At 49.6% G+C, this 14240-nt stretch carries 9 protein-coding genes; 6 read left to right on the top strand and 3 right to left on the bottom strand.

Going from position 1 to position 14240, the window contains the following annotated elements; translation table 11 throughout:
* Positions 1 to 16 precede the first annotated feature (16 nt).
* Positions 17 to 1432, top strand: coding sequence for a GntP family permease (locus BMW43_RS04100; protein ID WP_091744135.1), 1416 nt, complete (start codon positions 17 to 19; stop codon positions 1430 to 1432).
* Positions 1433 to 1590: 158 nt separating this feature from the next.
* The gene (locus tag BMW43_RS04095) at positions 1591 to 3102 is read left to right on the top strand and encodes a CoA-acylating methylmalonate-semialdehyde dehydrogenase (RefSeq protein ID WP_091744134.1); all 1512 of its coding nucleotides are present in this window, start codon (positions 1591 to 1593) and stop codon (positions 3100 to 3102) included.
* Between the two features lie 71 nt (positions 3103 to 3173).
* Here BMW43_RS04095 and BMW43_RS04090 read toward each other — a convergent pair whose 3' ends face one another.
* The 3 genes from BMW43_RS04090 to nudC form a co-directional block, all read right to left on the bottom strand.
* Positions 3174 to 3629, bottom strand: coding sequence for a hypothetical protein (locus BMW43_RS04090; protein WP_091744133.1), 456 nt, complete (start codon positions 3627 to 3629; stop codon positions 3174 to 3176).
* A gap of 207 nt (positions 3630 to 3836) precedes the next feature.
* On the bottom strand, positions 3837 to 4571 hold the full coding sequence (locus BMW43_RS04085) for a hypothetical protein (RefSeq protein WP_091744132.1): 735 nt from the start codon (positions 4569 to 4571) through the stop codon (positions 3837 to 3839).
* 333 nt (positions 4572 to 4904) lie between these two features.
* Complete coding sequence (gene nudC / locus BMW43_RS04080; RefSeq protein ID WP_091744131.1) at positions 4905 to 5726, bottom strand: NAD(+) diphosphatase; 822 nt, start codon at positions 5724 to 5726, stop codon at positions 4905 to 4907.
* Between the two features lie 339 nt (positions 5727 to 6065).
* Here nudC and BMW43_RS04075 point away from each other — a divergent pair, with 339 nt between their 5' ends.
* The 4 genes from BMW43_RS04075 to BMW43_RS04060 all read left to right on the top strand — a co-directional run bounded on the left by BMW43_RS04075 (position 6066) and on the right by BMW43_RS04060 (position 14162).
* Entirely contained in the window at positions 6066 to 7133 is a 1068-nt protein-coding gene (locus tag BMW43_RS04075) for a nucleoid-associated protein (RefSeq protein WP_091744130.1), read from the top strand.
* Between the two features lie 964 nt (positions 7134 to 8097).
* Positions 8098 to 11655, top strand: a complete 3558-nt coding sequence (gene nifJ / locus BMW43_RS04070) for a pyruvate:ferredoxin (flavodoxin) oxidoreductase (RefSeq protein ID WP_091744129.1) — start codon at positions 8098 to 8100, stop codon at positions 11653 to 11655.
* Positions 11656 to 11905: 250 nt separating this feature from the next.
* Positions 11906 to 12136, top strand: a complete 231-nt coding sequence (locus BMW43_RS04065; RefSeq protein WP_091744128.1) for a hypothetical protein — start codon at positions 11906 to 11908, stop codon at positions 12134 to 12136.
* 427 nt (positions 12137 to 12563) lie between these two features.
* Positions 12564 to 14162 carry an alkaline phosphatase gene (locus BMW43_RS04060; RefSeq protein WP_091744127.1) on the top strand — a complete coding sequence of 533 codons (1599 nt, stop codon included), beginning with the start codon at positions 12564 to 12566 and terminating at the stop codon, positions 14160 to 14162.
* Positions 14163 to 14240 lie beyond the last annotated feature (78 nt).

Below are 14240 nucleotides of genomic sequence, written 5' to 3'. Positions count from 1 at the left end.
GTATGAGAGGAATTATATGGAAGGTATACTGATTTTTATAAGTTTGCTTTTGCTTATGTTCTTTGCTTACCGCGGGTATTCCATTGTTGTCATAGCTCCCGTCTTTGCCATTCTGGCCGCCTTGGGAAGCAATTACGGAGCGATGCCGGTATACAGTGAAATTTATATGACCAAGGCGGCAGAATATATCAAAACCTATTACCCGGTCTTTTTATTAGGTGCCGTGTTTGCCAAAATCATGGAGGAAGGCGGTATGGCGGCCGCTGTGGCCGGCAAAATTGTTTCCTCCCTGGGAAAAGAACGTGCTGTTTTGGCTGTGCTGATCGGTTGCGGGGTGTTAACATACGGTGGGTTAAGCGTCTTTGTTGTTGCTTTTGTTATGTACCCCTTTGCCGCCGTTTTGTTTAAGGAAGCTGACATTCCCAAACGGCTGATGCCGGCAACCTTATGGATGGGCATCTTTACCTATGCCATGATTGCCCTGCCGGGGACGCCACAAATTCAAAATGTCATTCCCACCGCCTTTTTCGGCACCACTACCTGGGCCGGAATAGGAACCGGCCTGTTGGGCTCCGTTTGCTACTTTGTTCTTGGCTGGAGCTGGATTAGCTATCGTCATAAAAAACTGGCGGCTAAAGGCGAGGGCTACGGTACGCAGCATAAAAATGAACCGGCCGCGGTAACGGAGAACCTGCCCCATTGGCTGGTTTCCCTTGTTCCCTTGCTCTTGGTGGTGGTCATCAATCTAATGATGAGCAATCCTTTTTACTGGAACTGGGCTTATCACTGGAATCCTGACAGCTTGGAGCCGCTTAAAATATTAAAGCTTTCCCTGTTAAGTCCGGCGGTTGACCGGGTACAGTCTATTTGGTCGATTAACGTTGCGTTGGTGGTCGGCATCCTGTCGGCCATGCTGATTGGCCGCCCCAAAATCCGGCTGCGCGGCGGGATGATCCGGCCGGTCAATGCAGGAGCCATGTCTTCGGTCATGGCGATCATCAATGTAGCGTCAGGCTACGCTTATGGCAGTGTGATTGCAAGCCTGGCCGGTTTTCAGGTTATAAAAAACGCCTTGCTTACGGTGCAATTAGGGTCAGGACCGTTACTGTCAGCCGTTATAACGACCAATATTATGACAGGCATTACCGGATCAGCTTCCGGCGGGTTAACCATTGCGCTGGGGATGCTGGGCAAGGAATGGCTGGCCTGGGCCAATTCGATCGGAATGTCGCCGGATATATTGCACCGGATTGTCTGCCTGGCTTCGGAGGGGATTGATACCGTACCCCATGCCGGTGCGTTGGTTACGTTGTTTGCTGTATGCGGGTTAACGCATAAGGAGTCATATTATGATGTAGGCGTGCTCACTTTGTTAAAACCGGTGATCGGGTTACTCTGTCTGGCCTTTTACAGTGTGACAGGGCTGGCTTAAGGTTTGAAGGAGGAGCGGCTGGACAATTAGCCGTTTAGGTGTTCGCGGTATACTGTTGGGACGACTGTAAGCAGGTGGAGCGGTCATGCCGAGGCTTTTCCTGAAAAAGACAGATCGCCGCAGTTGTATAGTATATACATGATTATGGAGGGAATAACATGGCAGTAAAACGATTGAAGTATGGAGTGAACGGAGAATGGAAGGAATCGGCGACAAAAAAATATATGCCGATAACCGATTCAAATACCGGGAAAGTGATTGCTGAAGCACCGTGCTGCACGGCTGAAGAAGTGAATGAAGCCGTGGCAGCCGCCAGGGCGGCTTATGCCGGCTGGTCAACGACGCCGGTCAGCGTGCGGGTGCAGATTATGTTTCGTTATAAGGCCATTTTGGATGCTCATCTGGAAGAACTGACTCTGTTGGTGGCTACCGAACTGGGAAAAAATTTGAATGAAGCCCGCGGCGATGTGCTTAAAGCTATTGAAGTAGTGGAGCTGGCCTGCTCTACACCTACGCTGATGCAGGGTGATTCACTGATGAACGTATCCCATGGCCATGATACGGTTATGTACCGGGAGCCGGTCGGGGTATTTGCCGGCATTGTTCCCTATAATTTCCCGGCCATGATTCCCTTTGGCTGGATGATCCCGCTTTGCATCACCACAGGGAATACCTTTGTGCTTAAAGCAGCCAGCATGGTGCCGCAAACGGCGATACGGATGCTGGAATTGTTAATTGAGGCCGGGCTGCCCAAAGGGGTAGTAAATCTGGTTACCTGCAGCAGAAATGAAGCGGAACTGCTTTTGAAGCATCCCGATGTGGTAGGGATTTGCTATGTAGGCTCTACTTCGGTAGGTTTGCATATCTATTCCACAGCAGCAGCGCACGGTAAGCGGGTACAAGCCCTTTGCGAAGCGAAAAACCATGGGTTGGTACTGAAGGACGCCCAGCTCAAATCGGCTGCGGCCCGGATTATTAATTCCGGCTTTGGCTGCGCCGGTCAGCGTTGTATGGCTCTGCCGGTAATTTGCGTGGAAGAACAGGTGGCAGATGCTTTTATTGAGCACTTACTGGAAGCGGCCCGTCAAATTAAGGTGGGTCCGGCTTATGATCCGGCAACTGCTTTAGGACCGGTTGTGTCCGCGGAACATAAGGCCAGGGTAATGGAGTGGATTGACAAGGGTGTTGCCGAAGGCGCCAAGCTGTTGCTGGACGGACGCAATATTACAGTGGAAGGCCATGAAGAAGGCTTTTATATTGGACCTACGATTTTTGACCATGTAACCGATGAAATGAGTATCGGTACCAGTGAAATCTTCGGGCCTGTAGTATGCATCAAACGGGTGAAAAATTTTGAACACGGCCTGGCGGTTATGAATGCCAATCCGTTTGCCAACGGATCCTGCATATTCACGCAAAGTGGCTATTACGCCCGGGAATTTGCCGCGAGAACCCATGGTGGCATGGTGGGAATCAATGTGGGCATACCTGTTCCTATTTCGGTATTTCCGTTCTCGGGACATAAGAAATCCTTTTTTGGCGATTTGCATTGCATGGGCAAAGACGGCGTAGCTTTCTTTACCGAAGCAAAATGCGTAACTACCCGTTGGTTTACCGAAGCCGATAGCAGTACCAAGGTCGATACCTGGGAAGGTACGATAACTCGATAATTTTTAAATATTATTAAAGGAAAGAGATATTCGCTGTAAAACAGTCGAATATCTCTTTTTTCTTCCTGTACCTAGGGTTTCATATTCATAGCTTCCTGGATGGTGGGCCGGACCTTGGGGTCCTGTGCAACGGCTTTCAGGGTATCTTTCATGGCCGGATCAGCCATCATGTCCACCACAACCGGCCGCATGTCCGGATTGCTCATTACCTGAACCAGGTTTTGACGCATGGCAGGATCTTTGAACATGTCGACCATCATAGGCTGCATGTCACTGGAGCTCATCACTTTGGTCATCGAGAGCCGGGCATCGGTGGAGTTCATAAGCTGCCGCATCATAGTCGGGTTGTTGGCCATCATGGAGATCATGCCTTGATCGACCTGAGGTTGTGCTGTTTGAGCTTGCGGAGTTGTTTGCGGCGTAGTCGATTGCTCCATCGGTTTTTGCTGCGGCGCTTGGGAGCAGCCGGCAAAGACTAACAGGGCTATGAGCAGGAAAATGAAGCAGGGAACCGGATAGCGTTTCATTAAATTACCTCCTGGATATAAAATACCTGAGGAACCACTGATTTATTTGCACTGCACGTTCTGACAGAGTTTTTTTTCCTGCCTGGGTTGGCAAAATCTTGAGATAGTCCAACTTTTCTTCGGATTTTACTGCCAGGTGGTAAAATTTCTTGTCAGACCGGCAGGCTCATAAATCGGTGATTCCTTAAAGCTTTTTAGAAACTAGGCTTAGCCAAGAGCCCGTACGCCGGCGATACTCCAGCTGCTATCGCCACTTCTATCGAGCGATACAGAATACCGGTCGCCAGTGTCATGTTTGGTTACCTGTACTACGGCAGTACCGCGTGACCGGGAAAGAAGGGAAAAGGTATCACGGCTGCTGTCAAAACCATATTCAGAAGCATGTGCTTTGACAAACTCAATAGGATTTATGCGGGTATAGGCATAATGGCTTCCATAGTTGTCGCTGCGGTAATAAACGCGCCCATCTTTATAGAGGCCCTGGTTTTCATCCGAACCGGGCCAGCTGTGTCTGTGACGGTGCCAGCCGCCGCCGTATTCGCTCCAGACGCTTTTGTCGTGATCCCGGGTTGAATAATGGGTTCTGTCATTGTCGCGGGTGGAATAGGTGGCTGAGTTGGAATCATAATCACTGGCCCGGTAGACGGCTTTATCCCCGCGGTATTGATAATCACTGGCCCGATACTTGGTGCTGTCGGAACTTCTGCTGTTATGATCCGCTGTGGAGTAGAAGGTCTTATCATGGTCTCTGGTGGAGTAGGTGCTTTTATCCGTGCTGCTGGAACTGGCCGAAGCTGCTGGAATTGGTTTTGGACTGGCAAAAGCATGGGCGGCAGGCAATCCCGGCAGAGCGGCACCTGTCAATACGGCCGCGCCGGCTACTGCGGCTGCATATTTCCCGTATTTGCGACCCAGGATGCGTTTCTTGGAGTTTCTTTCCATGAAATTCTCCCCTTTCAGAATTTTATTAGGGAACCGCTGATTATCAGCCTGTCGGCATGACTAGCAATTATTTCGTCTGGCCACTTCGAGACTTTGCTGGAAGCCGCCAGACTGAAAAAAGCCGTCAAAACCGCAGTGCAAATAAATCAGTGTTTCCTTAGTGTTTCAGGTGAAGAAATTCTTAATGCCAGGAAAATAAATCTGTAACGAAATACTGATTGCCTACATAGTAGGATGCGCAAAAATAAAAAAACGATTCCTGTATTCTGAAGATAAAAGAGCTTCAGACAGAAATCGTTTTTTTTAGTTGGTTGGAAAACGGCGTGCGATTGATTAAAATTTGCCTTTTTGGTTATTGTTGGCAAACCAGTCGATCAAACGCCGGCCGATGCTGACGCTGGGGGGGATGGCCGGTAGTTGGTCGGCCGAAAACCAGGCGGCCTCGATGATTTCATTGTTATCGATGCGGATGCTATCCGATACCGCCTTAGCAGTAAAGCCGATCATCAGTGAATCGGGGAAGGGCCAGGGTTGACTGCCAAAATAAGTGATGTCGGTGACCTTGACGCCGACTTCTTCCATCAGTTCCCGTTGGACGCAGTCCTCCAGTGTTTCGCCAGGCTCAACAAAGCCGGCGATAACGCTGTAAAGTTCGGGGCGCATACGATTGCGGGCCAGTAAAAGCTTGTCGCCTCGCGTTACAGCTACGATAATCGCCGGGGAAAGCCGGGGATAAATCATGTTGCCACAGTTGGCGCATTTCATGGCCAGTTCATGGTTGTCCAAACTCAGCGGGCTGCCGCAGCGGCCGCAAAACTGGGTGGATTTCAGCCAGTTGGTGATGTGATAGGCCCGGAAAGCCTGCCAGAACCATTCATTGTGGATTTGGCCATACAGCCGGCGCAAAACAAAGAACGAAAAGCCGTCGGGAGCCTGGTCTTTCGTGACGGTTGCCGCATAATAGGCCCGTCCGTCCAGCTGGCCCAGGGAGGGAGTGGCGGCTTTTTGCAGCGACAGGTCCGCCAGGTCGCTGGCAAGCGGGACGCATAAGCCGCTGCCGGTGTGTTTCATCAGAATCTCATCTTTACAAAAGGCAAAGCAATACGGATCGGCCGGTACGCAGTTGGCGTAGGTCGCGTTTATTTCCTGACTCATAGTGGATACCGCCTATCTGTTTGGAATATAGTAGGATGTGTCAACGCGCTCTAGGGAACCGCTGATTAAATGAACCTGTCGGCCTGGCGAGAGATTTTTTCGTCTGGCAAGGAAGTAAAACCGCAGGAATAGCGAACCCTATTTCAAGGTTTTGCTGACGCAGCCAGGCGGAAAAAGATCCGTCAGGACGCGCAGCATGAATTAATCAGCGGTTCCCTAGGGTACTTATTCATCATACCACAAAAAGCAGAGAAAGGGATAATCAAGGATGGTTATTTATCGTCAGGTTTGGTAGAATAGAACAGGTGATTGGAACTGAACAAAGAGGAGCCATAGAATATGTTGGATATGTCGAAAGCACAGATGGCGCAGCTTGTTGTACACCGGGTCGGCAACAAACAGCGGGAGGAAGGCATTGTCATTGCTCCCGGCCTGTACGATATGACCGATGGTCAGGTTGAACAACTGCTGTTGAAATATTTCTTTTCTTCCTTTAAGGAAAAAGTATTATATAAATTTTTCCACGAGGCCGATATTCATTTGCATGAGCTGTATATGTATGTAAGCCGGATATTTATTAATCCCGCGGTGTTTTATGAACAGTCTGTTCATATTTTGAAGCATTTGTATGAAAAGTCAGGTCATCCCCAGATTAAGGGCGGTGAATTTTATGTGGCTTATTTTTCCGATTGTCTGGTGGAAGGAAAGACGGTTGATGCGGTGGGCCTGTTTAAGACGGAAAATAAGGAGAACTATCTCAAAGTCAGCCAACGGTCTCAGGGCATGTCGTTGCTGGCTGACCGGGGCATTAATGTTAAAAAGCTGGACAAAGGGGCGCTCATTTTTAATATCGAATCGGTTGACGGTTACCGTGTGGCCATTGTCGATACGGTGAACCGCGAGAATAGTGAGGCTGCCTATTGGAAGGATGAGTTTCTGCGTCTGACCGATGTGCAAAATGATTATTTCCATACGCAGAATCATTTGAATCTATGCCGGGATTTTGCTGAATCGGTCTATGGCTCTCTGTACCAGGCTGATAAGAAGGACCAGGTAATGTTTGTCAATGAGGCGGTGGCGTATTTTGACCAAAACCAGTCCTTTGACTTGGACGACTTTACTCAGGCGGTGGTAAAAGAGCCGGAACTGATCGAACGGTTTAAGGAGCACAAGGTAATGTATGAGCTAAATCAGGGGCTGGCGACAGTTGCCTCCTTTGCCATATCCGATCAGGCGGTTAAGACCACCAAACGAAAGCTCAAGAATCTGATCAAGCTGGATACCGATATTGAGATCAAGATCAAGCCGGCCGCTGCCGAACAGGATGCGGGCGGTTACATCGAAAGGGGCTATGACGAAGCAAAAGGTATGCACTTTTATAAGGTCTATTTCAACGAGGAAGAATAATGATTATTTTTTTTAAACGGTTATTCTTACTATTGCTTTCTGGTTTTAAGTATGGTATATTATAAACAAGCACCATCCTTATAAAGACTTAGGTTAAACTGGTATTGCAAGCATGAGTTTTCCGCTTTGTGTACGGAGTTACGAGTCAATTGGGTAGTGTTTTTTGTTTTACGATTTTGGTTTCCGGAAAGTATGAATGAGTCAGGTAAGTAAGTTTGTGTTCGGATGTAAGACTGATGCCACATAGGTTTGTTTTCGGTTGTAAGAAAGTAACGAGTTTGTAAGTAAGTAAAGGAGCATTTTGTATTGTTTCAGGTCGGAACTTTATAAGGATGGTCGCTTTGATAAAAGAGAAGGGTAAAACCTTCTCTTTTTATTTTGTCAGGATGTTCGTATGTACTAGTGTAGTGGCACATTCACATTTCGCTGAATTACTTGTCTAATTTCCATCTGCGTCGTTGTCGTCAATCGGCGTAGGAACCACTATGCCTCACTCCTCCGCCTTGCAGATGAAAATTTATCCTGCGTCCTTTAGCTAAACTGTGAACATGTCACTACACTGGATAAAAAAGTTTGTCTAAAGACAGTGGAAGGTTATTGACAGAATGGCTAAAAAATGCAATAATTTATCCCAAAGCCGTTTCAATTACATAGAGCCTGTTAAAGGTGATGATTGGGAACAAAGGTAGTAGGAAAGCCGCCCCAGAGAGCCGGAGAAGCTGCGAACCGGCGCGGACATATTGCCGATTAAATCCCCCATGAACTCTTCTGACGAAAATTACGGTGTTGCCGTAAGGATTAGACAGAGGCGCCGCCCGGGCGTTAGCCGGGAGTCGGTTGATGGACCGATCGTTAGAGTGTAAAAATTAGGGTGGTACCGCGCCAAAATGCGCCCCTGTTCAATGCTATATTGAACAGGGGCGTTTTGTATGTCTGACAGACTAAAACAGGGGGAGAAGGTTTTATGACAAACAAAGCAAAACCAATGAAAACCATGGACGGAAATACGGCGGCGGCCTACATCTCGTATGCGTTTACTGATGTAGCGGCCATTTATCCCATTACTCCATCCTCCAATATGGCGGAGCATGTGGATGAATGGGCAGCCAACGGCAAAAAGAATCTCTTCGGCCAGACGGTTAAGGTGCTGGAAATGCAGTCCGAGGGTGGAGCCGCCGGTGCCGTGCACGGCTCTTTGCAGGCAGGGGCGCTGACGGCGACCTATACGGCGTCACAGGGGCTGCTGTTAATGATCCCCAATATGTATAAAATTGCCGGTGAGTTGTTGCCGGGCGTCTTTCATGTCAGCTCCCGCGTGGTGGGAGCCAATGCGATCAGTATTTTTGGGGATCACTCCGATGTTATGGCCACCCGGCAGACAGGTTTTGCTTTGTTAGCCGAAAGCAGTGTGCAGCAGGTTATGGATTTGGCGGCGGTAGCGCATCTGGCGGCCATCAAGGGGAAGGTACCATTCCTTAATTTCTTTGACGGTTTTCGGACTTCCCATGAGGTACAGAAAATAGAAGTGCTGGATTATGAGGACCTGGCGAAGTTGCTCGACCGGGAGGCATTGCAGGATTTTAGGCGGTGTGCCCTGCATCCTGATCATCCGGTATTAAAAGGAACGGTGCAGAATTCGGACATTCATTTTCAGCAGCGCGAGGTATCCAATCACTTCTATCAGGAATTGCCGGCCATAGTGGAAGAATATATGGAAGAAATCAATAAGCTGACCGGCCGGGAGTATCATCTTTTCAACTATTATGGCGTCGCCGATGCCGACCGGATGATTATTGCCATGGGGTCGATGTGCGAGGTCATTGAAGAAATGGTGGATTACCTGAATGACAGGGGCGAGAAGGTTGGGTTGCTGACAGTTCACCTATACCGGCCATTTTCCCTGGAGCATTTCTTTAAATACATCCCTGCCACGGTACAGCGGATTGCCGTGCTGGATCGGACGAAAGAAATGGGCGCCTTGGCTGAACCGCTCTATTTGGATGTTAAGTCGGCCTTTTACGGCAGGGAGCAACAGCCGCTCATTGTGGGCGGACGCTGTGGTGTGGGCGGCAAGGATGTGCTTCCTTCTCATATCCAGGCCGTCTTTGAGAATCTGAAACAGGATCAGCCGAAGGACCGTTTCACTGTGGGCATTGTGGACGATGTGACCAATACCTCTCTGCCGGAAGGAGCGGATATCGACACCAGTACACCTGGCACCAAGGCCTGCAAGTTTTGGGGGCTTGGCTCCGACGGTACGGTGGGTGCCAACAAAAGCGCCATTTCCATCATCGGTGACCGCACTGACATGTACGCTCAGGCCTATTTTGCCTATGATTCGAAAAAATCCGGCGGGGTTACCATATCGCATCTGCGGTTTGGCAAAAAGCCGATAAAATCTTCCTATCTCATTCATAAAGCTGACTTTATCGCCTGCCACAATCAGTCTTACGTCGATAAGTATAGTTTGCTGGAGGGTTTGAAGCAGGGGGGAAGCTTCCTCTTGAATTGCACCTGGACGGCGGAAGAACTGGAGATGCAGTTGCCGGCGGCCATGAAACGCTATTTGTTTGAGAAAAACATCCGCTTTTATGTGATTGATGCCGTTGGTATTGCCAGGGCACTGGGCCTGGGCGGGCGGATCAACATGATCATGCAGGCTGCTTTCTTTAAGCTTGCCGCGATTATTCCGGTGGAGGAGGCGGTCCGTTACCTGAAGGAAGCGGTTATTGACTCCTACGGGCACAAAGGCGACAAGGTAGTACAGATGAACCATGCCGCCATTGACCAGGGGGTTCAGGCCCTGCGCCAGGTCGCTGTCCCCACTCACTGGCAGTGGGCCGAAGACCGGCAAGAGGAAGCTGGTTCGCTGCCCGCCTTTATTAAGGATATCCTGATTCCTATGAACCGGCAGGAGGGCGACAAATTGCCGGTCAGTGCCTTCCAAGGGCTGGAGGACGGTGCTTTCCCCATGGGTTCGGCGGCCTATGAGAAACGGGGCATTGCTATTGATGTGCCGGTCTGGCTGCCGGAGGCGTGCATTCAGTGTAATCAATGCGCTTACGTGTGCCCCCATGCTGCCATCCGTCCCGTATTGCTGACCGAAGCGGAACAACAGGCGGCGCCCGCAGCTTTTGCTGCACTGCCGATGACGGGCCGCAAGGACCTGTACTTCTCCATGGTGGTTTCCCAGTACGATTGCACCGGCTGTGGCAATTGCGCCCAGGTATGTCCGGCTAAACAGAAAGCGCTGACTATGCAGCCGCTGGATACCCAAAGCGACAAACAGGCGCTTTGGGACTATGCCGGAAGCCTTTCGGTAAAACCTAACCCGCTTAACACGCTTACCGTGAAGGGCAGTCAGTTCGAGCAACCGCTGCTGGAATTCTCCGGTGCTTGCGCCGGCTGCGGGGAAACGCCGTACGCCAAGCTAGTAACCCAGTTGTTCGGCGACCGGATGATGGTGGCCAATGCTACCGGCTGTTCTTCCGTCTGGGCGGGCAGCGCACCCTCTGTTCCCTATACGGTCAACCACCGGGGACACGGGCCGGCCTGGGGAAATTCCCTGTTTGAAGATAATGCCGAATTTGGTCTGGGCATGTTGACAGGCGTGAAGCAAATGCGCGACCAACTGGCGCAGCTTGTCCGGACGGCCGGTAAACTGGAGCTGGGCGAGGAATGGCGGGCAGCCTGTGCCACCTGGCTGGAGCACCGGGAAAAAGGCGAAGGATCAAGAGAAAGGGCCGACCGCCTGCTGGCCTGCCTGCAGGCGGTGCGGGGAACCGAGCCGCTGCTTGATCAAATTGAGCAAAACCGTGATTATCTGATAAAACGTTCCCAGTGGCTGTTCGGCGGTGACGGCTGGGCTTATGATATCGGTTTTGGCGGACTGGACCATGTGCTGGCTTCCGGCGAAGATATTAATGTGTTGGTTTTTGACACCGAGGTCTATTCCAATACGGGCGGCCAGTCGTCCAAGGCGACGCCGGCCGCCGCCATTGCCAAGTTTGCCGCCGGCGGCAAACAGACCAAAAAGAAGGACTTGGGCATGATCGCCATGAGCTATGGTTACGTTTATGTGGCGCAAATTGCCATGGGGGCCGATAAGAATCAGACTTTAAAGGCCATTGCCGAGGCTGAGGCCTACCCCGGTCCATCGCTGATCATTGCCTATGCTCCCTGCATCAGCCATGGGCTGAAAGCCGGCATGGGCTGCAGCCAGCTCGAAGCCAAGCGGGCTGTGGACAGCGGCTACTGGGCGCTGTACCGTTTCGATCCGCGGCGCAAAACAGTGGGAGAAAATCCGTTCCGGTTGGACTCCAAGACGCCGAGCCTGAATTTTAGGGAGTTCCTGCTGGGTGAAGTCCGTTATTCGGCCTTGCAAAAACAATTCCCGTCAGCGGCAGAGCTGCTGTTTGCCAAGACCGAGGCGGATGCCATGGAACGGCTGGACACCTACCGGCGTTTGGCCGGGCTGCAGGAAGAGCTACCGACGGTCAGTTTAGCAACTTGTCAGTCCTAATCCAGTAAATACTGACGGTCTATTTTCCACAATCCTTCGTTGTCGTCAGTCGGCATACGTTCGGTATGTCTCCTTCCTCCGCCTTGGTTTGCGAAAAATAGCCTCGTCATTATCCGCCTGTTTTAAAGCTGAAAAGCTGCTCGCAATTTCGGCTCAGCCATAAATTTCCTCTGTAGGCTTATTGCATAGGAAGGCCCATAATCCGGACATAATATTACCAGATTTTGTCCGGAGCATAGGGGGCGAACATGTGAAAACAGGGTTGGAAATCGTACGGCTACACAGGGAGTACGAAGAAAAGATACATGAAATTACCAATGCCTTGTCCAAGCTTGATGAATATACGTATACCAAGACCATTCTGCAGGAGCAGCATGACCGGCTCCGTGATGAATTGAAGCGGCTAGAGGATACCCGCTTTCAGCCCATGGACCCCATTGTTATTCATACGTCGCTGCTCGGCGGCAAATCCCCGGGATAATCTGCCGGGGAAAACAGAGTCGTAAGAGGGACAGCTCCCTGGAGCTGCCTGACACAATAAAGAGTCTCCCGTCTAAAAAAGGCGGGAGACTCTTTATTGTGTTATTTTTCATACGGAAACAAAGTTTAATAAATATTCTTAATATTAAAAAAACAAATAACTTCCCAATAAAAGCGGGATGTATTATAATGAAAATGTATAATTTTACCAATTCATATCTCTGCCGATCAAGAGAGTGTTCAGGCAAGGTGCTTGTTTATAGGATAAAATCATTGTTTCCCCCGGACAATCGGATATTCGGCTGGCTGATGGTGAGTTGTGCTTGCCAAGTAATTTGACAAGGAGGGAGCAGGTTCATGTAAGATCAGGCAATAGCAACTTTCAGTCAGAAAGTGGGCTGAGCCATCTTTAGAGGAGGATAGAGTTTATGTTTAAAAAGAGACATTTACCCTTGCAGTTAGTGGCTGTCTGTGTAGCAATCTTTTTCTGTATTAGCTTTATCGCAGGCTACTCGCCAACAACTGCACGATCCGACAATGAGACTGCTTATGAAATATCCAGCATTGCTAAGACGAACGCAGATCCGACAGGCGTGAACCCCAAATATATTTTCTTATTTATCGGCGACGGCATGAGTTTCCCCCAGGCTACGGCATTGGGCCATTATAATGGAACGATTGATCATAATTTTGTTGGAACCTTAGCCAAGCCTACGCGGGAAAATATTCCACAGGCAGAAATGCCTTCCTTTGTTAGTTTTCCTGTGGTTGGTGCCGCCACAACCTATGATGCTTCCAAGTTTATTACCGATTCGGCCTCAGCAGCGACAGCCATTGCCTGCAGTGTAAAGACCTTAGATGGCGCCCTTGGCGTTGATCCTTATAATAATCGTGTAGCGTCGATTGCCGAACAGTTAAAGTCACAAGCAGGCTATAAGATTGGCATTGTGACAAGTGTTTCGCTTGATCATGCAACACCGGCCGGTTTTTATGCGCATCTGCCTAACCGGAACAGTTTCTATGAAATTGGACTGGATTTGATAACAAGCAACTTTGATTTTTTTGGCGGCGGCAGCTTTAAACAGCCTACTGGCAAAACAAACAATCAAACCCATTTGATCGATTTGGCAAAACAAGCCGGCTATCATGTAGCCAATACCTATGAGGATATTAAGGCGCTGAATTCCCGGTCAGGCAAAACAATTGCCATTAATCCTGTTTTGGATAATCCCGGTGATGTGGCTATCAATTATAATATTGACCGTAATTACGGCGATTTGGCGCTTGCCGATTATGTACAAAAAGCCATTGATGTTCTAGGTGAAAAGAATAATTTCTTTATTATGGCCGAAGGCGGCAAAATTGACTGGTCATGCCATGCCAACGACGCTTATACGACCATTCAGGAAGTGAAAGACCTGGAGCGGGCCGTTAATGTGGCTGTAGAGTTTGCCCGGCAGCACCCTAAAGAAACGCTGATCTTGGTGACTGGTGATCATGAAACGGGCGGTTTCACCATGGGCTATAACGGGACGCAATATGATACGTATCTCTATTTACTGCAAAATCAGAAGCTCTCGTTTAAAAAGTTCGCCGATGAATATGTAGAACAATACCGCAACAACCAAGTCCCCTTTGAAACAGCCATGGACGATGTAAAAAGCCTGTTTGGCTTAGTGCTGCCTACCGATCCTGAGGCCGCCGGCCTGAAGGATCAATCGTTGGTTTTGACTGCTAGGGAAGTTACGCAGTTGCGTGACGCGTATGCCGTAAGCATGATTCCTTATGAACAGCGCCATCGCGATAAGGAATACAAAACCACTTACAGCATGTATGAACATGAGCCCTTCCAGATTGTTATCACCCGTATCTTGAATAGCCGGTCAGGACTTGGCTGGACCTCAACGGCTCATACTGGGCTTCCGGTTGCCGTATACGCCTTGGGGACAGGGCAGGATATCTTCAATGGATTCTATGATAACACCGATATCAGCAAAAGGATTAAAGCTCTTGTAGGCTTGCAATAATTAAAAAGTGCGCCTGCCGCCTTTCGGCTTGAAAGAAGGCAGGCGCAGCTTTATATACTGCTATTGCGAGGTTAATAA

It is taken from the genome of Propionispora vibrioides, assembly GCF_900110485.1.
GTDB classification, from domain to species: domain Bacteria; phylum Bacillota; class Negativicutes; order Propionisporales; family Propionisporaceae; genus Propionispora; species Propionispora vibrioides.
Note: the sequence above shows the minus strand (reverse complement) of the source record. Positions and strands in the feature narration are given on the sequence as shown.